Source organism: Aliigemmobacter aestuarii, assembly GCF_004799285.1.
In the GTDB taxonomy this organism is placed as follows: Bacteria; Pseudomonadota; Alphaproteobacteria; order Rhodobacterales; family Rhodobacteraceae; genus Aliigemmobacter; species Aliigemmobacter aestuarii.
On the sequence record NZ_SSND01000001.1, the window covers coordinates 945,827 to 971,695 of the forward strand.

Consider the following 25,869-nt stretch of genomic DNA (forward strand, 5'->3'; position numbering starts at 1 on the left):
AAGGCGCGGTCTACCGGCCCACGCCCTCATAGGCCTCGAACCCTGCTTCCAGGACCTCGTCGCGGTCATAGACGTTGCGCAGGTCGGCCATCCGGGGATGGGCCATCTTGCGCGCCAGTTTCTGCAGGTCGAGCGCGCGGAATTCGTTCCATTCCGTCAGCAGCACGATCAGGTCAGCCCCCTGCGCCGCTCCATAGGGGTTTTCGGCCCATTTGACGCCGGGCAGCAATGCCTCGCCCTCGTGCCGGCCCTGCGGGTCGACGACGCGCACCTTCGCCCCGGCGCCTACCAGTGCCGGAACGATGGTCAGCGACGGCGCCTCGCGCATGTCGTCGGTGTTGGGCTTGAAGGTGACACCCAGAACGCAGATCACCTTGTCACGCAGCACGCCGCCGCACAGGTCCACGATCTTGGCGATCATGCGATGCTTGATCTCCTCGTTCACGCGGATGACGGTTTCGGTGATCTGCATCGGAACAGCATGTTCCTGCCCGATCCGGGCCAGAGCCTTGGTATCCTTGGGAAAGCAGCTGCCGCCATAGCCGGGGCCGGCATGCAGGAACTTGGCCCCAATCCGCCCATCCATGCCGATCCCCTTGCTGACCGCCTTCACATCGGCGCCGACCCGTTCGCAAAGCGCCGCGATCTCGTTGATGAAGGTGATCTTGGTGGCCAGAAAGGCGTTGGCCGCGTATTTGATCATCTCGGCGGATTCGAGATTGGTGTAGACGACAGGAAACTCGCGCAGCGACAGCGGGCGGTAGATATCGGCCATCACCTTCTTCGCGCGTTCGCTTTCCACGCCCACGACCACCCGGTCGGGTCGCATGAAATCGTCGATCGCCGCGCCCTCGCGCAGGAATTCGGGGTTCGAGGCCACATCGAAGGGCGTATCGCCCGCGGTTTCGGCCACGGCCTCGGCCACCTTGCGATTGGTGCCCACCGGCACGGTCGACTTCGTCACCACCACGGCATAGCCGGTCAGGGCCGCGCCAATCTCGCGCGCGGCAGACATCACATAGGTCAGGTCCGCATGGCCATCGCCGCGCCGGGTGGGCGTTCCCACCGCGATGAAGACGGCATCCGCCCCCGCGACCGCCTCGGCCAGATCCAGCGTGAAGGACAGCCGCCCCGCCTTCACGTTCTTCGCCATCAGGTCTTCGAGTCCCGGCTCGAAGATCGGCACCTCGCCCGCCCGCAGCCTGTCGATCTTGGCCGGGTCCTTGTCGACGCAGACGACCTCGTGCCCAAAGTCCGAAAAGCACACGCCCGACACCAGCCCGACATAGCCCGTTCCGATCATGGCGATTTTCATGGCACTGCCCACCTTTACGCTTTTGCCCGATCTCTAGGCACTCGCCCCGGACAAGTCAAACCGGCAAAGCCATACGGGGGGCGTCAATGCAAACACCGCCCCGGATGGGGGCGGTGTCGCGGGGTCTCGGTCGTCCCGGGCGGATCAACCCGCCATGGTCCGAAGCTGATCGTCGATCCCGGCCGCGACCGCGCCGACCTCGGCCGGGGTGGCGGCCGCAGCCAGGGCCACCTCGGCCTTGCGCCGAAGGCCTGTCAGCGCCGCGACGGCGGCGCGATAGGCGTCGGCATTGGCGAGGATCCGGACGGCGAGCGTGCCGGGTTCTTCCCCGGTCACGGTCGCCTCGCCCTCGATCAGGGCGCGCGCCTCGGCCCCGGCATCGCCGGAAACCCAGGCCCGCGCGGCCGCCTCCTTCGGACCCCAGCTCAGCATCTCGACCAGGGGCACGGCCCCGGTGATCGCCAGCGCCACCGCCTCCAGCCGCGCCGTTACCTGCTGCAACGCCAGCGCGCGGGCCTCGCGCAGTGCCGCGGTGTTGCGGCTTTCAGCGGGGATCATTCCGGCCCAGTCCACGGGCTGATCGATGACCTCGCCGTCCCAGGGGGTATTGCCCGGAACCTCTGACGCATCCGTCGCCGGTTTCGGAAACCTGGCCTCTTCGGGCGCATCGGGGCCATGGGGCAGACGCAGGCGCAGAAGGATGACGCCCCCCTGCCGCACAATCTCGCCTTCGACCCAGGGATGAAAGGCGGGCAGCGCCGCGCCCTCGTCCAGCGGCGCCAGATCGAAGCGCTGGCCGTTGATGGTGATCCGGTCGCCGTCAAGCGACAGGCTCAGCCGGTCTTCCGAACGCACGGGGGAAAACCCGATCCTGAACATCCGTGATCCTCCTCAGTTCCAGAAGCCGAAGACGCCGACGGTGACATCGACACTGCCAAGCGCGCCGTTGGTATAGACCCGCCCGCCGACCATGCCCGTGCCATTGTCCCAGGCGAGATTCACCGAAATGCCGGGCGCGGTGTTGCTGACATTGCCCCACAGAAGGCGCGGCTTGTTCCATTGCAGGGTGATCGGGAAGTTCCAGGAAAAATTCGGGTTGTTGAAATAGATCCCCGAAGCGCCGATCTGCGCGGTCGTGCTGATGCCGGTCAGCCGGTGCAGGCAAAAGGCCGTGCCGTCGGCGAATTTGACGAAACGACCATTGGCATTTTCGCCCGTCTCGATCACCGCCCCCGAAGGAAGCCCGCCCTGAAAGGCGACCGGACCCAGAAGGTTGTTGCGTCCGAAGACCTGGCTGCCGCCTTGCGTCAGGTTCACCGCATCCAGCCCCGCATTCGTCAGGACCGCGCGCGCCACGCCATCGGTGGAAAAACCGATTTCGTCCGGCGACGGGGCGAACAGGCCGGTGTTCGGATCGTCGATGAACGATAGCGACGGCGCCGCAGCCGTGCCGGACTGCGCCCTGAGACCGACAGGCACGCGCACCCGCCCCGTATCCCGCGCGACCTGCAACGCGTCAGTAAAGGTCGTGCCATCCGCGCTGACCTTCACCGAAAGGTCGTTGTCGCCGATCAGGCCCAGTTCCGCCCGCCCGCTGAACCCCATCTGGAACAGAAGGCTTGCCACCTGGTTGGCGCCGTTCTTGTTGATCTTGACCCGGATGCCGTTGCCTTCGGCGTTGAACAGCGCCGCATCACCCTTGACCGAAAGCCGGTTGACCGGGTCGGCGGTGGTGTTGACCCCGATCATGTCGGTCGACAACAGCTCGCCCCCCAGCACGACCCAGGCCAGACCGTCGAAGACGGCGATCTGGCTTTCGTCTTCCACGAAGGCCCGCCATCCGGTCTTTGGTTCGTGGAACTCCCACCCCTCGGGCGTGAAGGTCGCCACTTCGGTCGCGTGACCCTGCCAGGCCCCCGTGGCGGGCGACTTCACGATGAACCGCGCCCCCTCGGCCGGGTTCGGGGGCGGATCGGTCTGTGACCGGCTCTGCACACTCAGCTGCACGGCCACGTCGAGAATGCGCAGGGCCTCGTTATGGGTGACGTGCTTCTGGGCCTGCGATGGCAGGATCAGGGGTAAGGACAGGGCCGATGTCTGATCGGGCATGAAAACCTCCGCGGGATCGCCTGGCGCGGCAAGCTATGTGCGCAGGCTTCACGCGGGATGAACCGGGCGCGCGGCAAAGGCATGCCCCGCGCAACAGGGTCAGACCTTGGTTTCCCCGACGGCCGGGGTGATCGCCCGCCGCTTCAGCGATGCTTCGCGCCAGGTGATGTAGCTGACCGCGGCGATGATCACCGCGCCCCCCAGCAGAACGAAAGGATCGACCGCCTCGCCGAAGGCCAGCGCCCCCAGAAGCGTGGCCCAGACAAGTTGCAGGAACGTCACGGGCTGCGTCACCGTCAGCGGCGCGGCGGTGAAGGCTCGCGTCATGCAGTAATGGCCGCTGGTGGCGAAGGCTGCCACAAGGGCAAGCCAGCCCAGTTGTGCCGGGCTGACCGGCACCCAGACCCAGATCGCGAAGGGCAGAAGGCCCAGTGTCACGAACAGCGACATCATCGCCACGACCGTGCCCGCGCTTTCCATCTGGCTCAGCCGCTTGGCAAAAAGATACGACCCGGCAAAGAAGAACGCTGCGGCGACCTGCGCCATGTGGCCGTCCGTCACCTCGCGCACACCGGGCCGCAGCACGATCAGCGCCCCGAGGATCGCGACCACGACCGCCATGATCCGGCGCAGCGCCAGCTTTTCCCCGAAGAACAGCGCCGCCCCAAGCGTCACCAGAACCGGGTTCAGATAGCCGATCGCGGTCACTTCGGCCACGGGGATACGCGCCATGGCATAAAACCATGCAACGACCGCCGCCGTGTGGACCACCCCCCGCAGCGTGAAGAGGCGCATCGCGCCGGGGGCAAAGCCGCGCCCGATCAGCGGCAGCAGGCTTGGCAGCAGGAACACGACGCCGAAGGCAAAGCGCAGGAAGGCCGATTGCGCGGCGGGCAGGTCGGTCCCCAGATACCGCACGATGCCGGTCACGCCGACAAAGCTCAGGCCCGAGGCCAGCATCCACAGGACGCCGACCAGCGGGCGGGACGGGGCAGAAGGGGCAGGTGCATCGGCCATGCCGCGACCTGACCCGAAGGCGCGGCGAATGGCAAGGGCCGACCACGCATGGCCGCCCTGCGATGGCCTCAGGCCCCGATCGCAAGGCCCGCCGCGATCGCCCACATCACGCAGCCCACGCCGATTTCCAGCATCACCCAGGCACGGGGGCGGGCAAAGACAGGCGCCAGCAGCCGCGCCCCGAACCCGAGCGCCGAAAAGAACGACAGCGAGGCCGTTGCCGCGGCAAGGCCGAAGATCAGCCCGTGCGGCGTGTATTGCGCCGAGACCGAACCGATCAGGACGACCGTATCCAGATAGACATGTGGATTGGCCCAGGTGAACAGCAGGCACATCAGCACCACCTGCCGCAGCGGCGCACGGGTGGCTTCGGCCGGCATCAGCGCCTCGCCCCCGCGCCACGCGGCGCGGAACCGCAACGCGCCATAGACCAGAAGGAAGGCTACACCGGCCCACCGCATCGCCTCGCCCAGCCAGGGCAGCCGCGCCGAGGCCGCGCCAAACCCCGCAACCCCGGCCGCGATCAGAACCGCATCGGACAGCGCGCAGATCAGGACGACCGTCAGCACATGTTCGCGCCGCAGGCCCTGGCGCAGCACAAAGGCATTCTGCGCACCGATCGCGACGATCAGGCTCAGCGCCACGAAATACCCTGCCAGCGCTGCTTCAAGCATTCGAAAGCGCCCTCAGGACGGTCATGGCCCGGTCGGCATCCGCCGCCGCAACAAAAATGTGGTCGTGGTGAAAACCGGCGATCACATTCGCGCTGATGCCCGCCTGCCCCAGTGCTGTGGCAAAGGCCGCCGTCAGCCCCACTGCCTGCAACGACGAATGGACCGTCAGGCTGATCCGCGCCATCGGCCCCTCGGGCGCCAGCCCCGCCGACTGAAGCGCCGCCATCGGCGCCACCAGCGTCAGCCCTTCATCCTCGGCGACTGTGGCAAAAGGCAGGATACCCTCGGGCACTGCGTGAGCCACTGCAAAGCCCCAGTCTTTCCCCCGCAGGTCGGGCTGCATCGACCGCAACAGCACCGCCAGATCCGTTTCACCCGTCATCGCGATCCTCCCGTTTGCTTGACATAGGATCACGTTCCACCTTCAATCAATTTAATCTTTCTCCAGTTGATTAAGAAACTCTAATGATCGACTATCCCAATCTCGCCGCTCTCGCCGCCGTTCACCGGCGCGGGTCGTTCGAACTTGCCGCGGCGCAGCTTGGGCTGACGCCCTCGGCGGTATCGCAACGGATCAAGGCGCTGGAGGAACGGATCGGCACGCTTCTGATCCGGCGTGGACAGCCCTGCACCGCAACGCCCGCCGGGCTGCGCCTGATCCGCCACCATGACGAGGTGGCACTTCTGGAAACCACGCTGGCGGCCGACCTGCCCTTGCCCGATGGCGGGCCGGCCACGATCCGGCTTGCAGTCAATGCCGACAGCCTTGCCACCTGGGTGATCCCGGCGCTGGCCGCCTGCCCCGGATTGCTGTTCGATCTGGTGATCGACGATCAGGATTTTTCACAGGACTGGCTGCGCCGGGGCGAGGTCGCGGCCGCGATCACCTCGCATCCGGGCCCGCTTCAGGGCTGCGACACGGTGCCTCTGGGCCATCTGCGCTATCGCGCCACGGCAAGCCCTGCCTACATGGCCCGCCACCTGCCCGGCGGGGCCACGGCCGCCGCGATGGCCCGCGCCCCGGCGTTGACATTCTCCGACAAGGACCGCCTGCAGAGCGCCTGGCTTGCGGCGCGCTTCGGCCCGCCCTTTCCCTTTCCGACCCACCGCATCGCCTCAAGCCAGGGGTTCGTCGACGCGGCCCTCGCGGGTCTTGGCTGGGGAATGAACCCCGAACCGCTGATCGCGTCCCATCTGGCCACCGGGCGCCTTGTCGAGATCATCCCCGGCACGCCGCTTGACGTGCCGCTCAACTGGCAGTTCACCCGGCTTTCCGCCCGCACGCTTTCCCCGCTGACCGAGGCGATCCGGAAAGCGGCGCAGGCCGCGCTGGTCTGATCCCCCGAAATGCAGACAGCCCCCGCAAGGGGGGCTGTCGGGAATCTCGTGGTCAGGAAGGCTCAGGCAAGCTGTGCCGCCACATCCTCGGGCACGTCGAAATTGTGGGTGACGGTCTGCACGTCGTCATCCTCTTCCAGCAGGTCGATCAGCTTCATCAGCTTCTGCGCCGTGTCCAGATCGACCTCGGTGCGCGACTGCGGGCGCCACACGAGTTTGGATTCGGTGGATTCCCCAAGCGTCTTTTCCAGCGCGTCGGACACGTCCGAAAGGTTTTCCACCGCGCAATAGATCCAGTGGCCCTCGTCGTCGGATTCCACGTCATCCGCGCCCGCTTCAAGCGCGGCCATCATGACCGTATCGGCGTCACCCGCGCCGACGGGATAGGAAATCTCGCCCACGCGGTCGAAGGAATGGCTGACCGATCCGGTCTGGCCCAGGTTGCCGCCCGCCTTGGTGAAGTAGCTGCGCACGTTCGAGGCGGTCCGGTTCAGGTTGTCGGTCATCGCCTCGACGATGATCGCGATGCCGCCCGCGCCATAGCCCTCATAGCGGATTTCGGTGTAGTCGGCGGCATCGCCGCCCATCGACTTCTTGATTGCGCGGTCGATCACGTCCTTGGGCATCGACACGGCCTTGGCGGCCTTCACCGCCAGTCGCAGGCGCGGGTTCTTCTCCGGGTCGGGGTCGCCCATCTTTGCGGCGACGGTGATCTCCTTCGCCAGCTTGGAAAACATCTTCGAGCGGATCGCATCCTGCTTGCCCTTGCGGTGCTGGATGTTCGCCCATTTCGAATGGCCTGCCATGGTGCCCTACTCCGGTCATGCGGTATTTCGGCTGAATGTGGGGCCTATAGCGCAGCGCCGGGGGGCAGGGCAACCCCGGCGCGCGCGGCGCGCCGCAAGCGACGCTTCGTCACCGGCCTGTCAGAACGGGAAGAAGATCGGGATCAGCGAGGACATCACGAACATCATGGTCACGTTCAGCGGAATCCCGATCCGCAGGAAATCGGTGAACCGGTAGCCGCCGGGGCCATAGACCAGCGTGTTGGTCTGATAGCCGATCGGCGTGGCGAAACTGGCCGAAGCGCCGAACATCACCGCCACGATCAGCGGGCGCGGATCGATCCCGAGCGTTTGCGCAAGCCCGATCGCGATCGGCGTCAGGATCACCGCGACCGCGTTGTTCGACACCATCTCGGTCAGGATCGAGGCAAGCCCGTAGACCGCGAACACCAGGACGAAGGGCGGCAGGTTCGTCATCGCCGGGGCAATCGCGTTCACGATCAGCTGCACCGCGCCCGAATGATCCAGCCCTGCGCCAACCGCCAGCATCGCGAAGATCAGCGCCAGAAGACGCCCTTCGATGAACCCGAACGCCTCCTCGGCGTCGATACAGCCGGTCAGCAGCACGATCGCCACCCCGATCATCGACAGGATCACGATCGGCGCCAGGTTCAGCGCCGAAAGCCCGACCACACCGGCCAGAACCGCAATCACGATCGGCGCATGGCGGCGCCGATAGGCCCGTTCCGACGGGCGCGAGACATCGACCATGTCCATCTCGGCGGCCAGCCGCTGGATGTCCGCCGGGGCCCCTTCCAGAAGCAGCGTGTCGCCGACCTGCACGATCAGGTCGTCAAGCTGACGCCCGATGTTCTGGTTCCGCCGGTGCACGGCCAGCGGATAGACACCATAACGCCGCCGCAGGCGCATCGACCCCAGGCTCCGGCCCACCATGTGACAGCCGGGCGTGATCAGAACCTCGACCGTGGTCGTCTGCACCGAGGAAAGCTTGTCGACCAGTCGCAGTTCCTTGTGCTGCTGCAGGCTCAGCACCTCGGACATGGGCGTGCGCAGCACCACGCGGTCGCCTTCTTCCAGCACCACATCCGCCATCGCGCGACGAAGGCTCGCATCGCCGCGCAGCACGTCGATCACCCTCAGGCTGTCGCGTTTGAACAGTTCGACCTCATCGACCTTGCGGCCGATCAGGGCGCTCCCCTCGGGGATCGCCACCTCGGTGAAGAACTTCATCTTCGACCGGTCCGACAGCATCACCGACATGCTGTCGCGGTCCGGCAGCAGGCGGCGCGCGAACAGCGCCAGGTAGATCAGCCCGCCCGCCGACATCGCAAGGCCAAGCGGCGTGATCTCGAAGATGCCGAAAGGCTCAAGCCCGGCCCGGCGCACGACACCGTCGACCAGAAGGTTCGTCGATGTCCCGATCAGCGTGACCGTACCCCCGAAAATCGCCAGATAGCTGAGCGGGATCAGCAACTTGGACGGCGACATCTGCATCTGCCTGGCCAGTTGCATGAAGACCGGAAGCATCACGACGACGATCGGCGTGTTGTTCATGAAGGCCGACATGCCGATGATCGCCAAGGACAGCACGAACAGCGTGGTCACGGGCCGCGCCTCGACATGCCGCCCCGCCAGTTGCGTGACCCAGTCCAGAGCCCCGGTCCGTACCAGCGCGCCCACGATGATGAACATCGCCGCGATCGTCCAGGGGGCATGGTTCGACAGGACGGCCAGCGCGTCATCCTGCGGCAGGATGCCCAGGACCAGCATCGCCACCGCACCGCCGATCGCCGTCACCTCGACCGGAAAGGTCTCGCGGATGAACAGCGCCAACATCCCCAGGACGATCGCCACCGCAAGATACGCCTGCACCGTCGCCGAAAGTTCGAGCCCGAACATGATGCCTTCCGAAAATCCCCGACAGCCTGTCTAACGATCCGCACGGGGAAAGCAATCGAAACGCAAGGCGAATGCCACGCGCCGGATCAGGGGCGACTTTCCGGCAGGCGGCCGCCGATCCGCACCATGACGATGCGCGTGGCCTTGCCGCTGCGGTCGTCGGTCTCGACATAGATGCCCGACAGAGTGGCCTCGCCGGTCGCCGGTTCGAATCGCGATTTCGACATGCCGGTGATGAAGCGGCGCATCGGTTCGGCCTTGTTCATGCCGATCACACTGTCATAGTCACCGCACATCCCCGCATCGGTCAGATACCCCGACCCGCCCGACAGGATCATCGCATCGGCCGTCGGCACATGGGTATGGGTCCCCACCACAAGGCTCGCCCGCCCGTCGCACCAGTGGCCCATCGCCATCTTCTCGCTTGTCGCCTCGCAGTGCATGTCGACGATCACCGCCTGCGCCATCCCGCCCAACGGATGCGTCTTCAGCACCCCGTCGATCGCACTGAACGGATCGTCGAAGGGGCGTTTCATGAACACCTGCCCCAGAACCTGCGCGACCAGAACCTTGCGTCCGCGCCTGTCCTGGAACAGCCGCGCGCCGCGTCCTGGCGCCACCTTGGCAAAGTTCAGCGGGCGGATGATCCGGGTCTCCTGCTCCACGAAGGTCAGCATGTCCTTCTGGTCGAAGGCATGATCTCCCAGCGTCAGGCAATCGGCCCCCGCATCCAGCAGAAGCCGCGCGTGTTCGGCCGTAAGCCCCGCGCCGCTCGATGCGTTCTCGCCGTTGACCACGACGAAATCGAGGCCCCATTCCGCGCGCAGGCCCGGAAGCCGGTCAATGACCGCCTTGCGCCCCGCGCGCCCCATCACATCGCCAAGGAATAAAAGCTTCATTCCCTGCCAATAGGCCGCCCTCCGCCATCAGACAAGCCCCGCCCGTCTTCAACCTGGCCAAAATACCCCCGGGGGTCCGGGGGCAGGCAGCCCCCGGCGCTCTCCGTCCTTCCGCAGGTCCGGGTTTGACAGCGCCCGCGCACTGGCTACCTTCGCCCCATGCCCGCTCTGCCCCGCCCCCTTGCCGACTGGTTTTCCGCCCAAAGCTGGGCGCTGCATCCGCATCAGACCGACATGCTGGCACGGGCCGGACGGGCCTCGACGCTCCTGATCGCACCCACCGGCGGGGGCAAGACGCTGGCCGGATTCCTGCCCTCGCTTGCAGAACTCGCGCAGGGCCATGCGGGACTCCACACACTCTATATCTCGCCCCTCAAGGCGCTGACCGCCGACATCCGGCGCAACCTGCGCGCCCCGGTCGAAGGCGCGGGCCTGCCGATCCGGATCGAGGATCGCACCGGCGACACCCCTTACACCCAGCGGCGGCGCCAGCGCGCCGACCCGCCCCATATCCTGCTGACCACCCCCGAAAGCCTCGCGCTCCTTTTGTCCTACGAGGACGCCCCCCGCATCTTTTCAGGGCTGCAACGGGTGATCGTGGATGAAATCCACGCGCTGGCCGAATCGAAGCGGGGCGACCAGCTGATGCTGTGCCTCGCGCGCCTGGCCCGGCTTGCGCCCGGCCTGCGCCGCGTGGGGCTTTCGGCCACGGTCGAAGACCCGCCCGCGCTTGCACGCTATCTCGGCCCCGATACCGCGATCCTCCAGGCCGATCCCGGCCCCGATCCCGACATCTCGATGCTCGACACCGGCGCGCCGCCGCCCTGGGCCGGCGGGGGCGGGCGCCATGCCATTCCCGCCATCCTCGACCAGGTCCGCCGCCACCGCACGACGCTGATCTTCCACAACACCCGCGCCCAGGCCGAACTGTTCTTCCATCACCTCTGGCTTGCCAACGAAGACAGCCTGCCCATCGGCATCCACCACGGCAGCCTTGCGCGCGAACAGCGCGAGCGGGTCGAGGCGGCAATGGCCGCAGGCAAGCTGCGCGCCGTGGTCTGCACCGGATCGCTGGATCTGGGGATCGACTGGGGCGATGTGGATCTGGTCATCCAGGTCGGCGCACCGAAGAACGTCAAGCGCCTGGTTCAGCGGATCGGGCGGGCGAACCACCGCTACAACGCCCCCTCCAAGGCGCTTCTGGTTCCGGCCAACCGGTTCGAGGTGGTGGAATGCGTGGCTGCCCTCCAGGCCGTGCGCGATCACGATCTTGATGGCGAACCGCGCGGCCCCGGCCCCCGCGACGTGCTCTGCCAGCATATCCTGATGACGGCGGCCTCCGGCCCGTTCGAGGCGGATGCTCTTTTCGCCGAGGTCCGCGAGGCCGGCCCCTACGGCAGCCTGACGCGACCCGAATTCGACGCCTGCCTGGATTTCGTGGCCACCGGCGGCTATGCCCTGCGCGCCTATGACCGCTGGCAGCGCCTTGTCCTGCGCGATGGCCGCTGGCAGCTGCGCGACCCAAGGCAGGCCGCCGTGATCCGGCAGAACCTTGGCACGATCATCGACGTCGAGACGCTGAAGGTGCGGCTGAAAGGCCGCCCCGGCGGCACACCGCTTGGCGAGGTCGAAGAGGGCTTCGCATCCACCCTCACCCCCGGAGACACCTTCCTGATCGGGGGCGAGATCGTCCGCTACGAAGGCCTGCGCGAAATGACCGTCGAGGTCACGCGCCAGCCCGGTCGCGACCCCAAGGTGGCTGTCTTCAACGGCACGAAATTCGCCACATCGACCCTTCTGACCCAACGCATCCTGCGGATGTTCCAGCAAGAGGCGTGGCCCGACCTGCCGCGCCATACCGCCGAATGGCTGGCGCTTCAGCGCGACGTGTCGCGCCTGCCGGAACCCGACCGGCTGCTGCTGGAAAGCTTTCCCCACGACGGGCGCGAACATCTGTGCGTCTACGGCTTTGCCGGGCGCAACGGGCAGCAGACACTTGGCCTTCTGCTGACCAAGCGGATGGAGGAAACCGGCCTTGCCCCCTTGGGGTTCGTCGCCACGGACTATGCCACGCTGATCTGGGGGCTGGAGCCGGTGACGGACCCCGCACCCCTGTTCGACATCGCGGCGCTGCGCGACGGGCTGGAAGGCTGGCTGTCGGGCAATGCCGTGATGAAGCGCACCTTCCGCGCCTCGGCGATCATCGCGGGGTTGATCGAGCGCAGCCATCAGGGCCGCCGCAAGACGGGGCGGCAGGCGACGTTTTCCTCGGACATCCTCTATGACACGCTGCACAGGTTCGATCCGGGCCATCTTCTGCTGGACATCACCCGGCAAGAGGCGATGCGCGGCCTCGTCGATTTCGCCCGCATCGAAGAGATGATCGCCCGCACCGAAGGCCGGATCGACCTTGTCCGGCTTGACCGCGTGACGCCGCTGGCCGCCCCGCTGTTTCTGGAACCGGGCCGCATCCCGGTGCAGGGCGAGGGTCGCGAACGTCTTGCCGAGGCCGCCGCCGAACGCCTGATGAAGGCGGCGGGGCTGGCCTGACGGCGATCCTTGCCCCGCCCTGCGCCATCGGGCAGAAGGCGGGCATGACCCTTGGCCACAGCCTCACCCTCTCCGGCGCCGCGCTGATCGCCCTGCCCTCGGGCGGGCTGTTCTGGCCCGATGAAGGCCTGCTTTGTGTTTCGGACCTGCATCTGGGCCGGTCCGAACGCATGGCCCGCCGGGCGGGCGCATTGCTGCCGCCCTATGACAGCGCCGCCACCCTTGCCCGGCTCGATGCCGATATCGAGGCGGTGCGGCCCGCGCGGGTCATCTGCCTTGGCGACAGTTTCGACGATCTGGCCGCCGCCGAGGCCATGGACGAGGCCGACCGGCTCTGGCTGCTGCGGCTGATGGCCGGGCGCGACTGGCTCTGGATCGAAGGCAACCACGATCCGGGGCCGATCGACATCGGCGGCGCACATCTGGAAAGCCTCAGGGTCGGGCCGCTGTCGTTCCGGCATATTGCCGAACCGGACGGCGGGGCAGAGGTGTCGGGTCACTTCCACCCCAAGGCCCGGATCGCGGGGCTTTCGCGCCCCTGCTTCGTCACCGACGGATCGAGGCTCGTCCTGCCGGCCTACGGCAGCTATACGGGCGGTCTCGACTGTACCACGCCCGCGCTGCGCGATCTGTTCGGAAAGGGCGCAAGGGTGATCCTGACCGGCCCGCGCCCGATCGTGGCGCCGCTGGATCAGATCAGCCCGCGCTCCTCAAGCTTGTCGCGGTGATTTCGGCTGACCGGAATGCGCCGTCCGCAGCGCATCAGCACCGCAAGCTTGTTTCCCACCCGTTCGGCACCCGTGACATGGTTCCAAGCAACCCAGTGCGACCGATGGACCTGATCGCCATCGACGCCCTCAAGCTCGGCGATGGCATCGGAAAACCGCATCAGCAGGCTGGCCTTTCCCGCCTCCGTCTTCACGTCGACATAATGGTCGCGCACCGACACCGAAACAACCTCGGCACGCACCTCCTCGGGCAGACGCTCCAGCAGGCGCGGGGAACGGGGATCGCTGGTGGAATGGGGTTCCGCTTCCGCAAGGGTGAAGGCGTCAGGCAAGGCGTTGCCGGTCTTCAGGGCAAGCCGGACGGCCGCGGCCGACAAGGTGACGCAAAAGACAAAGACGCCAAATTCGGCGCTGTAGTCCATCAACGATAGATGCGCCCCGAACATCTGCTCGCAGACCAGAAGCAGCGGACCGGTCAGGAGTGCCGTGACCAGGGCCGAGGTCATCATGGCCCCACGGCCGAAACCGCGGAGCCCCATGATCTCGGTCACGAAGGCATCGACGATCAGTCCAAGCAACACGGCTACCAGGGCAGCACCTGCCCAGAACGCCATGCGTGGCCAAAGGTCAAGCGCCTGAAAACTGCCGAACGGCCCGGAAAGACCGAACATGATCGTGACGACAAGCCATATCAGATATGGCAACGGCGACCGGAGATCGCTCTCCAGAACTTTCCAAACCCTCATCATCTCGACATACCATTTACGCGACTACAGCTTCCCTTAGCTGTCACCGCCTGCAAGAATCAACTACCTATAGGCTCTCGCAACCGGAAATGAAGGCGACATGACAGCGCAACCGACCAGGATCGACCCAAGAATTTCGAGTAGTTTCAGCCGTCAGGGGCTGATGACGACTTTTCATGCATCGCTGGTCGAGGCCGCAGGGGGATTTTGCCGGATCGAGGCGCCGATCCTGCCCGGCGCGACCCAGCAGCATGGCGCGGGACATGCCGGCCTGACCTTCGCACTGGCGGACAGCGCGGCGGGTTATGCCGCCCTGACCCTGATGCCACCGGGGCAAGAGGTGATGACGGCCGAGGCAAAGATCAACCTGATCGCGCCCGCCCTGGGCGAAAGGCTGATCGCCCGCGGCCGCGTGGTAAAGGCCGGTCGCCGCCTGACCGTCGTCACCGCCGAGGTCGTCGCGGTGACGGGCGACAAGGAACACAGCATCGCGATCTTCCAGGGCACGATGGTCCCCGTGGACGCGGCGACCGACCGGGGCTGATCCCCGGCCGCGCCGGTCAGGCGGTCAACCCCTCGGGTTCGGGCAGGCCGTTCGCACGGCAGCAGGCGGTCAGCGTGTTGGCCAGAAGGCAGGCGATCGTCATCGGACCGACGCCACCGGGCACCGGCGTGATGGCACCGGCCACGGCGGCGGCGCTGTCGTAATGCACGTCGCCCACCAGGCGTGCCTTGCCATCGCGTTCGATCCTGTTGATCCCCACGTCGATCACTGTCGCCCCCGGCTTGACCCAGTCGCCCGGGATCATCTCGGGCCGGCCCACGGCGGCGACAAGGATATCGGCGCGGCGGCAAACTTCGGCCAGATCCTTCGTGCGGCTGTGCGCGATGGTCACGGTGCAGCTGTCGCCCAGCAGAAGCTGCGCCATCGGCTTGCCCACGATGTTCGACCGTCCGACGACGACCGCATCCATTCCCGCCAGCGATCCATGATGGTCCCGCAGCATCATCAGGCAGCCAAGCGGCGTGCAGGGCACCATGGATTTCTGCCCCGTCCCCAGAAGGCCCACGTTCGAGATGTGGAACCCGTCCACATCCTTCGCGGGGTCGATCGCATTGATCACCAGGTCGCTGTTCAGGTGCTTTGGCAGCGGCAGCTGGACAAGGATGCCGTGCACCGCCGGATCAGCATTCAGCCTGGCGATCAGGGCCAGCAGTTCGGCCTCGCCGGTGGTGTCGGGCAGCTTGTGTTCGTAGGAGTTCATGCCGACCTCGACGGTCTGCTTGCCCTTCGACGACACATAGACCTTCGACGCCGGGTCCTCGCCCACCAGAACCACGGCAAGGCCGGGGGTGATCCCCTGCTCTTCCTTCAGCCGCGCGACATGGGCTGCCACCTGTTCGCGCACCTTGGCCGCAAAGGCCTTGCCGTCGATGATCTTCGCCGTCATGGGTCTGTCCCCCTTCTTCACTGTTCGGCCGCGAAGGCGCGGCTGTAATGGTCCATCTGCATCCGCGTGGCCAGCACGGCATTGCGCAGAAGCGTGGCGACCGTGACCGGCCCGACCCCGCCGGGAACCGGCGTGATCCAGCCCGCGACCTCGGCGCAGCTGTCGAAATCCGCGTCACCCACGGTGCGGGCCGTTCCGTCCGGGCCTTCGATGCGGTTGATCCCGATGTCGATCAGCGCCGCGCCGGGTTTCAGCATCGCGCCTGTCACCAGGCCGGGTCTGCCCACCGCAACAAAGACCGCATCGGCCGCCCGCGAATGCACCGCGACCTGCCGGGTCATGTGATGGCAGACCGTGACCGTCGCCCCCAGCCCCATCATCAGGAAGGCGATGGGTTTGCCGACGATTTCGCTGTGGCCGATCACGCAGACATCCAGGCCCTCGATGTTCAGGGGCAGCGTCTTCAGGATCTCGACCGCCGCCACCGCCGTGCAGGGGCCAAGCGCCAGGTCGTTATAGACGATGTTGCCGATGGATGCCGGGTGCATCCCTTCGACATCCTTCAGCGGATGAACCGCGCGTTGCAGCGCCTTCACCGGGATATGCCCGGGCAGCGGACGCTGGATGATGATCCCGTTGACGCGCGGGTCCGCGTTCAGCCCGGCGATCACGCCGGAAAGCTGTTCAAGGCTGATGGTGTTGGGGTAGTTTCGTGCCTCGAAGGCCACGCCCGCCGCCTCGGCCTGCCGGCGCTGGTTGCGCACGTAAAGTTCGGCGGCGGCCACATCCCCGACCGAGATCGACACCAGACGCGGTGCCCATCCCTTTGCCTCAAGCTCGGCGACCTCGGCGCGCGCCGCCTGCATCATTCCCGCAGCAATGGCCTTTCCGTCGATCAGTGTCGCTGCCACTCCGGCCCCCGCCTTCTTCCGCCGTCTCGGGGTCAGGCGTGCGCGCCCGGCCCCAGCGTTTCCATTTCCCGCGCGATCGACCATTCGATGACACCGCGCCAGATCGCTTCCATGCCGTCTGGCGGCAGACCATGCTCCAGGGCGTGCCGGCGCACATTGGCGACGACTTCCTCGACGCGGTCGTTGATCCGGGCGGGCAGGCCGGCGGCCTGCTTCACCTCTGCGGCGCGGTCGATATAGCCCGCGCGCGCCGCAAAGAGCCGCACCAGTTCCGCATCCAGCCGGTCGATCTCGGCCCGGATGTCGGCCATGGTCGCACATTCCGCCGGGGTCTTCATTGCCAAGTCTCCTTCCGGGTCTGCCGGGGGCTTACGCCCGCCGGCCCCGGATGGCAACGCCCCGCGACGGATCAGAACAGGCCTTCGACATGCCCCAGGTCGTTCAGCCGGATCACTTCGGCCGACGGCACCTTGGGCAGGCCCGGCATGGTCATGATCTCGCCGCAGATCACCACGATGAAGCCCGCGCCGGCCGACAGGCGCACCTCGCGCACCGGCACCGAATGGCCGGTGGGCGCACCGCGCAGGTTCGGATCGGTCGAGAAGCTGTATTGCGTCTTGGCCATGCAGATCGGCAGATGGCCATAGCCCGCCGCTTCCCAGGTCTTCAGCTGGTCGCGGATCGACTTGTCGGCAATCACTTCGTCGGCGTGATAGATGCGCTTGGCGATCGTCTCGATCTTCTGGAACAGCGGCATCTCGTCGGGATAGAGCGGTGCAAAGTGCGACGCCCCGGATTCGGCCAGTTGCACCACCTTCTTCGCGAGGTCGGTGATCCCTGCACTGCCCTCGGCCCAGTGCTTGCACAGGATCGCCTCGGCGCCCTGACCGGCGACATAGTCCTTGACGGCCTGCACCTCGGCATCGGTGTCGCTGTAGAAGTGGTTGATCGCCACGACGACCGGAACGCCGAAGGATTTGACGTTGGCGATGTGGCGTCCCAGGTTCGGGCAGCCCTTCTTGACCGCCTCGACGTTTTCCGCGCCCAGATCGGCCTTGGCCACACCGCCGTTCATCTTCATCGCGCGCACGGTGGCCACGATCACCGCCGCGGCGGGTTTCAGGCCAGCCTTGCGGCACTTGATGTCAAAGAACTTCTCGGCGCCGAGGTCCGCCCCGAAACCGGCTTCGGTCACGACATATTCGCCCAGCTTCAACGCGGTCTGCGTCGCGATGACCGAGTTGCAGCCATGCGCGATGTTGGCGAACGGGCCGCCGTGCACGAAGGCGGGGTTGTTTTCCAGCGTCTGCACCAGGTTCGGCTGCATCGCGTCCTTCAGAAGGACGGTCATCGCGCCGTCGGCCTTGATATCGCGGCAATAGATCGGCGACTTGTCGCGGCGATAGGCCACCACGATGTTGCCAAGACGCGTCTGCAGGTCTTCCAGATCCTTCGACAGACAGAGGATCGCCATCACCTCGGAAGCCACGGTGATGTCGAACCCGGTCTGCCGCGGGAACCCGTTGGACACGCCCCCAAGCGAGGTGACGATGTCGCGCAGCGCGCGGTCGTTCATGTCCATCACCCGCCGCCAGGACACGCGGCGTTCGTCGATCTGAAGCTCGTTGCCCCAGTAGATGTGGTTGTCGATCATCGCCGACAGCAGGTTGTGGGCGCTGGTGATCGCGTGGAAGTCGCCGGTGAAATGCAGGTTCATCTCTTCCATCGGCACGACCTGGGCCATGCCGCCGCCCGCGGCGCCGCCCTTCATGCCGAAGTTCGGGCCAAGGCTGGCTTCGCGGATGCAGATGATCGCCTTCTTGCCGATCCGGTTCAGGCCGTCGCCCAGACCCACGGTCGTTGTCGTCTTGCCCTCGCCCGCGGGCGTCGGGTTGATCGCGGTCACGAGGATCAGCTTGCCATCCGGACGGCCTTCCAGCGACTTGATGAACTCCTGCCCGACCTTGGCCTTGTCATGGCCATAGGGTAGCAGGTGTTCCGCCGGGATGCCCAGCTTGTCGCCGATTTCCATGATCGGCTTCTTCTTCGCCTCGCGTGCGATTTCGATATCGGTCTTGAACGCCATGCTGATCTGTCTCCCTGCGCCGGGGCCGCCCCGTGACGCTGTTATTCCGTCACCCCCGCTATACCGAGGCCGAAAAACGACGGAAGGAGCGAATCCGACACGATTGGCGGCAAATTCGCCAGCAGTCGTTTCCGATGGGAAAAAACGGAACGCATGGATGGAAAGTTTCGCGCAGTGGAACATACGTTCCACAAGATTGCGCCGAACCGCTTCAGCGGGCGCGGACCCGTTCCAGCTGCGACCAGACGGGTTGATCGGGAATATGCAGCGTCAGCACATCGCCCAGCCGCAATTCGCCTTCGGCCTCGACCCATGCGGTGACGCCCCGCCGCCCGGCTGCGGCGGCCTTGAACAGCTTGCCCTTGCCGGGATGGCGCCGCTCGATCGGACGGGCCGGCAGGGAGCAGGGCCGGTTTTCCATGTCGACGACCAGCGTCGCCCCGGACGGCGCCTGAAGGCGCGACGATGGGGGCAGGTGGCTGAAATCCGGGAGCCCCTCGACCACGACCGTCGCCCCGACCAGCGCTGGATCAAGCGTTTCGAGCCCCATTTCCGCCGCGATGGACGCCAGATCCTCGGCCGACAGGATCGAGAACTGCCGCGTGTTGCGGATCGTCGTGCCGCGCGGATACTGCCCCAGGACCCGGCTGCACGAGGGGCGCGTCACCCCGCCATGCGCGTCGCCCTCGGGCCCTGAGAACCGCGCCAGGATGGACGTGACCAGCGCTGCCTCCAGCGCTGCCGCGCGGTCGGCCACCAGACCCATCCAGACGATGCGCGCGGACAATCCGGTTTTCATCAGGGCCGGCACGGGTTCAGACTTTCAGCGTAAAGAAACAGCGCCGGAACGGAAACAGCACCGACCCGTCCGCCATCGGCGGATAGGCCGCGCCAAGGGCGGTTTCATAGGCATGAATGAATTCCGCCGCCTCGGCCCCGGTCAGCTTTTCCAGGAACGGCCGCATCGCGGTGCTTTCGGTGAAGCGCCGCACGGGGTGACCATCCGCCCAGGGGTCAAGCTTCTGGACATAGTCCGTCTCCCAGGCATCGACCGCGCCCAGGGGTTCCAGCAGCGCCCAGTACGCCTCGGACGACCGGACAGGTGGCTGATAGTCGGCAAAATCGAACCGGTCGGGGAACATCGAGGCGGCGATGTCGCGCAGGAACCGGTGCGAAGGCGCCTTGAACTGGCGCGGCATCTGCACCGCCAGCATCCCGCCCGGAACCAGCATCCCCGCCAGACGGGGCAGCAGCCCGTCATGATCGGGCAGCCAGTGCAGCACGGCATTGGAAAAGATCAGCGCAGGCGGCGCGTCGGCCTGCCAGTCTGCCACATCCGCCTGGATCAGGCGCGCATAGGCCCCCGTCTCGCGGGCTTTTTCCAGCATCGCCGGGCTCTGGTCCACGCCGATCAGGTCGCGGTCCGGCCAGCGCGCGGCAAGCGCCGCCCCGACCGGGCCGTTGCCGCAGCCCAGATCGACCACCGCCCCCGGCGGCAGGTCGCCGACCCGCGCCAGCAGATCCAGCGCCGGGCGCAGGCGCAAATCGCCGAACTGCGCATATTTCGACGGGTTCCAGTCGGTCACTTGATCCATCCCTTCAGCTTGAAGAACAGATAGGGCAGGACGGCCGATACGACCATCGCCAGCAAGGCAGCGGGATATCCCCATTGCCACCGCAATTCGGGCATGAAATCGAAGTTCATCCCGTAGATGGACGCAATCAGCGTCGGCGGCAGAAAGACAAAGGCCACGACCGAAAAGACCTTGATGATCTCGGACTGGCGGATGTTGATCAGGCCCAACGAGGAATCCAGCAGGAACCTGACCTTCTGTGCCTGCGTCTCGGCATATTCGCTGAGGGATTTCAGATCCTGTCGCATCGTCTTGACGCGCACCAGATCGACCTTCTGAAGCGCGGCGCCTGTGCCCGGGCTCGGGGCAACGGCAAAGCCCAGAACGCGTTCGATCGACCGTAGCGACTCGGCCACCTTTCCGTTCATGTCTTCTGCAAGGCCGATCCGGTCCAGCATCTCGGTCAGATCGGCCGCCCGCTTGTGCGTCGTGTCGTCGGAACCTATGCGGAAGATCATCCCCGTCAGGCCGTCGAGCCGCAACCTTTCGCCCTCAAGAATATCGGCCAGCCGGTCGATCACGACCTCTAGAAGCGCGGTGAACACGGCGCCGCCACCCGTCAGGCCCATGGACTGCCGGCCCGCAAGATCGACAAAGACCCCGAAAGACCGTGGCGAATGGTATCTGATGGTCACAAGGATGTTCCGGATCAGCACGAAGGTGACCGGTTCGTTTTCCGCAAGGCCGCCGGGGACGCTGGCCATGACAAGGGCCGTCAGGAAAAGCGCGCCGTCCTCCTGATAAAGCCGCGACGAGATCTCGATTTCCTGCATGTCCTCGCGCGTGGGGATACCGATCCCGAGCAGTGCCTCGACGAACCTTTCCTCGTCTTCGGAGGGAAACAGCATGTCGATCCACACGGGCGCCGGCCCCCCGGCAGGGGCCTGCGTCCTGTCGTCCTGCCCCGGCAGCGCGACAAGCCGACCGGCTTCCACACCATAGATCGTGATCATATGCGGCTCCCGCAGTTCCAGGGCGATAAGACCACCTTTTCGGACCGGGCGAAACCGATGTCGATGGCCCCGAAAGCAGAACCCCCGCCGGATGGGCGGGGGTTTGCCAACAGTGTTGCGGCCGGATCACGCCGAGGGTTCGGGCTCCATCCCGCCACCCGATTTCGGGGCGCGAGGCTTGGTCTTCGGGATCGCGATGATCGAGCTTGCGCCGCCCCCGGACGATCCCTTGCCCGCGTCGTCATCGCCGCCCAGGGGTTCGCCGGCCATCACCTTGCGGATCTCGTCGCCGGTCAGGGTTTCGTATTCCAGCAGGCCCTTGGCCAGTCGTTCGAAATCCTCGGCCTTTTCCAGAAGGATGCGCCGCGCGGTCTCATAGCCCTCGTCGATCAGGCGCTTCACCTCGTCCTCGATCAGCTCTTTGGTATGGGCCGAAACCGAGAACCCCGCCGTGTTGCCCTGATAACCCTCATGCGCCTCGGCGTAGTCGATGTTGCCGACCTTGTCGGACATCCCCCAACGCATGACCATGGCACGCGCCAGGCTCGACGCCTGCTGGATGTCGCCCGCCGGACCCGAAGACACGCCCTCCTCGCCATACTTGATGATCTCGGCGGCCTTGCCGGCCATCGTCATGGCGATCTTCTGCTTGCCTTCGTCCTTGTGCATGTTCAGCCGATCCATCTCGGGCAGGCTGACAACCATGCCAAGCGCGCCCCCGCGCGGGATGATGGTGGCCTTGTAGACCGGGTCGCATTTCGGAAGGTTCATGCCGACGATGGCATGGCCGGCCTCGTGATAGGCAGTCTTTTCCTTCTGTTCGGGGGTCAGCACCATGCTGCGACGCTCGGCCCCCATCATCACCTTGTCCTTCGCGTTCTCGAAGTCCTCCATGGTGACAAACCGGCGGCCCACACGCGCGGCCATCAGCGCGGCCTCGTTCACGAGGTTCGCCAGATCCGCGCCCGAAAAGCCGGGGCAGCCGCGCGCGATGATCCGCAGGTCCACGTCGGGGCCGACCGGCACCTTCTTGGCATGCACGCCAAGGATCTTCTCGCGGCCCTTGATGTCGGGGTTCGGCACATGGATCTGCCGGTCGAAGCGGCCCGGACGCAGCAGGGCCGGGTCCAGCACATCCTTGCGGTTCGTCGCGGCCACGATGATCACGCCTTCGTTCGCCTCGAAGCCGTCCATTTCCACCAGAAGCTGGTTCAGCGTCTGTTCGCGTTCGTCATTGCCGCCGCCGATGCCCACGCCACGGGCCCGGCCCACGGCGTCGATCTCGTCGATGAAAACGATGCAGGGGGCGTTCTTCTTGGCCTGGTCAAACATGTCGCGCACGCGGCTTGCGCCCACGCCCACGAACATCTCGACAAAGTCCGAACCCGAGATGGTGAAGAAGGGCACGCCCGCCTCACCCGCGATGGCGCGGGCCAGAAGGGTCTTGCCGGTGCCGGGCGGGCCGACCAGAAGCGCGCCCTTCGGGATCTTGCCCCCCAGACGGCTGAATTTCTGCGGGTTGCGCAGGAATTCGACGATCTCTTCCAGTTCTTCCTTGGCCTCGTCGATGCCGGCCACGTCGTCAAATGTGACGCGGCCGTGCTTTTCGGTCAGCAGTTTCGCGCGCGACTTGCCAAAGCCCATTGCGCCGCCACGGCCCCCCCCCTGCATCCGGTTCATGAAGAAGATCCAGACACCGATCAGCAGAAGGAACGGCAGCCACAGCGAAAGTAGCGACATGAAGCCCGACTGCTGTTGCGGCTCGGCGCGGATTTCCACTTCCTTCGCGATCAGCCGTTCGGTCAGCCCGTCTTCACCCTCGGGGCGGATGGTCATGTACTGATTGCCATCCTTGCCCCGGACGATCACCCGTTCGCCGTCGATCGTGACCGACGTCACGTCGCCCGCATCGACCTTCTGGATGAAATCAGAATAGGACAGGCTCCGCGAGGACGTCGTGGTCTGGCCGCCGCTGAACAAGTTGAACAGGGCCAGCACCAGAAGGAACAGGACGACCCAGAATGCGATGTTTCGTGCATTGCCCACGAATATGTCTCCCCATACGGCGCCAAGGATGTTGGCGCACGCCTTGCCGAATAAAATAGGCATAACTGCGAGGGGTTCAATCCGATAAGATGAATGTCACGAAGGACGGGCAGCAAGTGGCGCGCCATTGCCCCGTTTTTTCGCAAGATGGCGCGGCAATCAGCCGCTTTCCCTGCCAGATCGCGGGCGTCACGGCCAGTACATCGCGCGCGAGGCCCGATTGCCGCCAGTCCGCGACTTGCCGCAGGCCTTCTGCCCCAAGGGCCGCGACATGCGCGCCCGGAAGGTCCGGCCCCTCGACCTGCCAGCGGTGGTCCCAGACCTGCCCGATCGCCACCGGCCCGCATGCCGCGCGCGGCTCGCGGGTGATCGACACCCCGCCCTTGCGCGACCGGAACCGTACGCCCCCCAGCGTTGCATCCCGCCCCTCGTCCAGCGCCTCCAGAAGATGCGCGACCTTCGCCTCACGCGGCGGATAGTCCGCCCCGCCCATCCAGCGGATCGCGGCAGTCAACAGACGGCGGCGGATTTCCCGTGGCAGATCCGCCAGGTCCTGCTGACCGATCCGCAAGGCGCCAGCGGCGCAATCCATGCGCGCGGCGGCGGCCTTCGTCGCCGCCTCAAGCGCGCGGCGGGCCTCGGTCAGGGCGTCGATCGTGGTCGCCAACCGGTCGATGGTGATGCCCAGGGGCGCCAGCGCGGCAAGCGCGCGCCGCGCCCTGATCCGGGCAAAGCGGTCATCCTCGTTCGTCGGGTCGTCAATCCAGCCGATGCCGTGGCGCGTGAGATAGGCGCGCAGCTCCTGGCGCCCGTGCAACAGCAGCGGACGCCCCCACCAGACGCCCGCCTCGCGCCAGAAGGGGCGCAGGCCGGTCAGCCCGTCGAGCCCCGACGCCCGGCCCAGACCCATCAGGAACCCCTCGGCCCGGTCGTCCGCGGTGTGACCAAGCGCGACATGGCCGATCCCCTTGGCCCGCGCCCAAGCCGAGATCAGCGAAATCCGCGCCCGGCGCGCTTCGTCCATCACGTTGCCCTGGATCGCGCCGTGATCCCAGACCAGCGTTTCATGCGGCACGCCAAGACCTGCGCAGAACCGCGCGACGGCATGGGCCTCGGCTGCAGCCTCGGGGCGCAGGCGGTGGTCGACGGTGACCGCAGAAAGGGAAAACCCGCGATGGGGCGCGGCGCGGTGCAGCAGATGCAGCAACGCCATGGAATCCCCGCCGCCAGAAACCGCAACGCCTATCCGACGTGCATCCGGCGGAAAGGGATGGCTCGCCGACAGCAAGAGGGGCGCATCCGCCCCCTGATCCGGCGGCCAGCCGTCTACTGGCACCCCAGCCCTGCCATTGCCGCCGCCGCATCGGCCGCCGCCTGCGAGCCCGGAAAGCGCGCGCCGACCTCGGTCAGTGTCACACAGGCCTCGGGGCCTTGCCCCAGCGCGCCCAGTTGCCGGCCAAGCCGGAACAGCGCCTCGGCTGCGCGCGGGCCGTCGGGCTGGCCGGAAAACGCCTCAAGATAGGCACGCGCGGAATTCGCGGTATCGCCCAGGTTTTCCAGCGCCTCGCCGCGCAGGAATTGCGCCTCCTGGCTCAGGGGGCCGCCCGGGTAGGCCGTGGCAAAGGCCGCAAAGAGGTCCGCGGCGGTTCGAAAGTCACCCTGACCGAGCACCCCCTTGGCCCGGTCGAAATCCGCCTGTTCGCCCATTGCAAGCTCGGGCGTCCCGGCGGGCGGGGTTGTGGGTGCGGGAAACGCGGCCACGGGCGCTTCACCGCCCAGGGGCGGGGCCTGGCCGACCTGCGAAAGATCGCCGCCTTCCATCTCGACCACGCGGAATTCCAGATCGTTCAGCCGCAGCGATCCGTCCTGCACCACGCGGTTCAGGCGCAGTTCGACCTCCTCGGTCTTGGCGTTGAGCCGCATCAGTTCCGCCTCGATCGTGTTCAGACGCTCCAGCGCGGAACCGCCGGCGATGCCGGTCTGCGCGGCGCCGGTCGTCACCAGCTCCTGCTTCAGCGCGGTGAACTGCGCATTCAGCTGGGACAGCTCGGCCCGGATGTCGGCCAGTGTCTGCGCCCGGTCCTGCGCAAGGGCCAAACCGGGCAGCAAGAACGCGACAAGGGTCAGGACCCGCAGCACGGCGTTACGCCCCCGCCCCCATCGACAGGACCGTCACCGCGCGGCGGTTGCGCGAATAGCACGCCTCGTCCGAACAGACCTCGACCGGGCGTTCCTTGCCGTAGGACACGGTGCGGATGCGGTTCGGCGACACCCCCTGCGAGATCAGGTAGTTCTGCACCGCGCTGGCACGGCGCGCGCCGAGGGCAAGGTTGTATTCCCTCGTGCCCTGTTCGTCGGCATGGCCTTCGACGATGACCGCGTAATCGGTGTTGGTGTTCAGCCACTGCGCCTGTTGCATCAGCGTCGCCGTCGCCTCGGGCGACAGGGTCGACTGGTCGACGGCAAAGAACACGCGATCCCCGATCGTCTGGTTGAAATAGGCCACCGAGCGCGGATCGTTTGGCCCGCCCAGGGTCGATCCGTCGATCCCCGTCCCGTTCAGCGGGCCGCCCGGGCCGCCGGGGCCGCCGCCGAAACGGTCAGGATTGTTGCAGGCGGCCAGGCCGAACGCCGCCACCACCATCAGTGCCTTGGTCATCATCTGCATGTCTTGCCCCTCGACAGGTCTTGCCCACGGGAATTGTCC

At 66.5% G+C, this 25,869-nt stretch carries 25 protein-coding genes; 4 read left to right on the forward strand and 21 right to left on the reverse strand.

What is annotated here, in order from left to right; translation table 11 throughout:
• Positions 1 to 10: 10 nt before the first annotated feature.
• From E7811_RS04565 to E7811_RS04590, 6 genes are all read right to left on the reverse strand, one after another.
• Positions 11 to 1,315, reverse strand: a complete 1,305-nt coding sequence (locus E7811_RS04565) for a UDP-glucose dehydrogenase family protein (protein ID WP_136393378.1) — start codon at positions 1,313 to 1,315, stop codon at positions 11 to 13.
• A 144-nt stretch (positions 1,316 to 1,459) separates the two neighbouring features.
• Positions 1,460 to 2,194, reverse strand: a complete 735-nt coding sequence (locus E7811_RS18105) for a hypothetical protein (RefSeq protein WP_211092083.1) — start codon at positions 2,192 to 2,194, stop codon at positions 1,460 to 1,462.
• 12 nt (positions 2,195 to 2,206) lie between these two features.
• Positions 2,207 to 3,424: a DUF2793 domain-containing protein gene (locus E7811_RS04575; RefSeq protein ID WP_136393379.1), complete on the reverse strand. Its 1,218-nt coding sequence runs from the start codon at positions 3,422 to 3,424 to the stop codon at positions 2,207 to 2,209.
• A gap of 99 nt (positions 3,425 to 3,523) precedes the next feature.
• Complete coding sequence (locus E7811_RS04580; RefSeq protein ID WP_246020211.1) at positions 3,524 to 4,441, reverse strand: DMT family transporter; 918 nt, start codon at positions 4,439 to 4,441, stop codon at positions 3,524 to 3,526.
• A 68-nt stretch (positions 4,442 to 4,509) separates the two neighbouring features.
• Positions 4,510 to 5,115, reverse strand: a complete 606-nt coding sequence (locus tag E7811_RS04585) for a LysE/ArgO family amino acid transporter (RefSeq protein WP_136393380.1) — start codon at positions 5,113 to 5,115, stop codon at positions 4,510 to 4,512.
• Positions 5,108 to 5,497, reverse strand: a complete 390-nt coding sequence (locus E7811_RS04590; RefSeq protein WP_136393381.1) for an ACT domain-containing protein — start codon at positions 5,495 to 5,497, stop codon at positions 5,108 to 5,110. Before E7811_RS04590 ends, E7811_RS04585 begins: the two co-directional genes overlap by 8 nt.
• Before the next feature lie 83 nt (positions 5,498 to 5,580).
• Between E7811_RS04590 and E7811_RS04595 the strand changes: the two genes are divergently transcribed.
• The gene (locus tag E7811_RS04595) at positions 5,581 to 6,453 is read left to right on the forward strand and encodes a LysR family transcriptional regulator ArgP (RefSeq protein WP_136393382.1); all 873 of its coding nucleotides are present in this window, start codon (positions 5,581 to 5,583) and stop codon (positions 6,451 to 6,453) included.
• A 62-nt stretch (positions 6,454 to 6,515) separates the two neighbouring features.
• Here E7811_RS04595 and E7811_RS04600 read toward each other — a convergent pair whose 3' ends face one another.
• The 3 genes from E7811_RS04600 to E7811_RS04610 form a co-directional block, all read right to left on the reverse strand.
• A complete protein-coding gene (locus E7811_RS04600) occupies positions 6,516 to 7,259 on the reverse strand; it encodes a YebC/PmpR family DNA-binding transcriptional regulator (RefSeq protein ID WP_136393383.1) in 744 nt (247 codons plus the stop codon).
• Between the two features lie 120 nt (positions 7,260 to 7,379).
• The gene (locus tag E7811_RS04605; RefSeq protein WP_168732924.1) at positions 7,380 to 9,158 is read right to left on the reverse strand and encodes an SLC13 family permease; all 1,779 of its coding nucleotides are present in this window, start codon (positions 9,156 to 9,158) and stop codon (positions 7,380 to 7,382) included.
• Between the two features lie 86 nt (positions 9,159 to 9,244).
• Positions 9,245 to 10,057 (reverse strand): TIGR00282 family metallophosphoesterase, encoded by an 813-nt coding sequence (locus E7811_RS04610; protein ID WP_136393385.1) that lies wholly within the window; start codon positions 10,055 to 10,057, stop codon positions 9,245 to 9,247.
• Positions 10,058 to 10,216: 159 nt separating this feature from the next.
• Here E7811_RS04610 and E7811_RS04615 point away from each other — a divergent pair, with 159 nt between their 5' ends.
• The gene (locus E7811_RS04615; protein WP_136393386.1) at positions 10,217 to 12,607 is read left to right on the forward strand and encodes a ligase-associated DNA damage response DEXH box helicase; all 2,391 of its coding nucleotides are present in this window, start codon (positions 10,217 to 10,219) and stop codon (positions 12,605 to 12,607) included.
• Between the two features lie 44 nt (positions 12,608 to 12,651).
• Positions 12,652 to 13,335 (forward strand): ligase-associated DNA damage response endonuclease PdeM, encoded by a 684-nt coding sequence (gene pdeM, locus E7811_RS04620; protein WP_136393387.1) that lies wholly within the window; start codon positions 12,652 to 12,654, stop codon positions 13,333 to 13,335.
• On the opposite strand, the gene E7811_RS04625 is transcribed toward pdeM, so the two are convergent.
• Positions 13,299 to 14,006, reverse strand: coding sequence for a LytTR family DNA-binding domain-containing protein (locus tag E7811_RS04625; protein ID WP_136393388.1), 708 nt, complete (start codon positions 14,004 to 14,006; stop codon positions 13,299 to 13,301). The genes pdeM and E7811_RS04625 overlap by 37 nt on opposite strands.
• A gap of 238 nt (positions 14,007 to 14,244) precedes the next feature.
• Here E7811_RS04625 and E7811_RS04630 point away from each other — a divergent pair, with 238 nt between their 5' ends.
• The gene (locus E7811_RS04630; RefSeq protein WP_246020213.1) at positions 14,245 to 14,625 is read left to right on the forward strand and encodes a PaaI family thioesterase; all 381 of its coding nucleotides are present in this window, start codon (positions 14,245 to 14,247) and stop codon (positions 14,623 to 14,625) included.
• A 16-nt stretch (positions 14,626 to 14,641) separates the two neighbouring features.
• Here E7811_RS04630 and folD read toward each other — a convergent pair whose 3' ends face one another.
• The 11 genes from folD to pal all read right to left on the reverse strand — a co-directional run bounded on the left by folD (position 14,642) and on the right by pal (position 25,830).
• Positions 14,642 to 15,532, reverse strand: coding sequence for a bifunctional methylenetetrahydrofolate dehydrogenase/methenyltetrahydrofolate cyclohydrolase FolD (gene folD, locus E7811_RS04635; protein ID WP_136393390.1), 891 nt, complete (start codon positions 15,530 to 15,532; stop codon positions 14,642 to 14,644).
• A gap of 17 nt (positions 15,533 to 15,549) precedes the next feature.
• Positions 15,550 to 16,443: a bifunctional 5,10-methylenetetrahydrofolate dehydrogenase/5,10-methenyltetrahydrofolate cyclohydrolase gene (locus E7811_RS04640; RefSeq protein WP_281277022.1), complete on the reverse strand. Its 894-nt coding sequence runs from the start codon at positions 16,441 to 16,443 to the stop codon at positions 15,550 to 15,552.
• Between the two features lie 32 nt (positions 16,444 to 16,475).
• Positions 16,476 to 16,781: a chorismate mutase gene (locus tag E7811_RS04645; protein WP_136393392.1), complete on the reverse strand. Its 306-nt coding sequence runs from the start codon at positions 16,779 to 16,781 to the stop codon at positions 16,476 to 16,478.
• Positions 16,782 to 16,852: 71 nt separating this feature from the next.
• The gene (locus E7811_RS04650) at positions 16,853 to 18,529 is read right to left on the reverse strand and encodes a formate--tetrahydrofolate ligase (protein ID WP_136393393.1); all 1,677 of its coding nucleotides are present in this window, start codon (positions 18,527 to 18,529) and stop codon (positions 16,853 to 16,855) included.
• A 211-nt stretch (positions 18,530 to 18,740) separates the two neighbouring features.
• A complete protein-coding gene (locus tag E7811_RS04655) occupies positions 18,741 to 19,340 on the reverse strand; it encodes an MOSC domain-containing protein (protein ID WP_136393394.1) in 600 nt (199 codons plus the stop codon).
• A gap of 4 nt (positions 19,341 to 19,344) precedes the next feature.
• A complete protein-coding gene (locus E7811_RS04660; RefSeq protein ID WP_136393395.1) occupies positions 19,345 to 20,124 on the reverse strand; it encodes a methyltransferase domain-containing protein in 780 nt (259 codons plus the stop codon).
• A complete protein-coding gene (locus E7811_RS04665; protein ID WP_136393396.1) occupies positions 20,112 to 21,116 on the reverse strand; it encodes a magnesium transporter CorA family protein in 1,005 nt (334 codons plus the stop codon). Before E7811_RS04665 ends, E7811_RS04660 begins: the two co-directional genes overlap by 13 nt.
• A 126-nt stretch (positions 21,117 to 21,242) precedes the next feature.
• Complete coding sequence (gene ftsH / locus E7811_RS04670) at positions 21,243 to 23,162, reverse strand: ATP-dependent zinc metalloprotease FtsH (RefSeq protein ID WP_136393397.1); 1,920 nt, start codon at positions 23,160 to 23,162, stop codon at positions 21,243 to 21,245.
• A 76-nt stretch (positions 23,163 to 23,238) separates the two neighbouring features.
• On the reverse strand, positions 23,239 to 24,498 hold the full coding sequence (gene tilS, locus E7811_RS04675) for a tRNA lysidine(34) synthetase TilS (RefSeq protein WP_394345594.1): 1,260 nt from the start codon (positions 24,496 to 24,498) through the stop codon (positions 23,239 to 23,241).
• Positions 24,489 to 25,298 carry a tol-pal system protein YbgF gene (gene ybgF / locus E7811_RS04680; protein ID WP_136394229.1) on the reverse strand — a complete coding sequence of 270 codons (810 nt, stop codon included), beginning with the start codon at positions 25,296 to 25,298 and terminating at the stop codon, positions 24,489 to 24,491. The genes tilS and ybgF overlap by 10 nt, the downstream gene beginning before the upstream one ends.
• Before the next feature lie 7 nt (positions 25,299 to 25,305).
• Positions 25,306 to 25,830: a peptidoglycan-associated lipoprotein Pal gene (gene pal / locus E7811_RS04685; protein WP_136393399.1), complete on the reverse strand. Its 525-nt coding sequence runs from the start codon at positions 25,828 to 25,830 to the stop codon at positions 25,306 to 25,308.
• Positions 25,831 to 25,869: the final 39 nt, after the last annotated feature.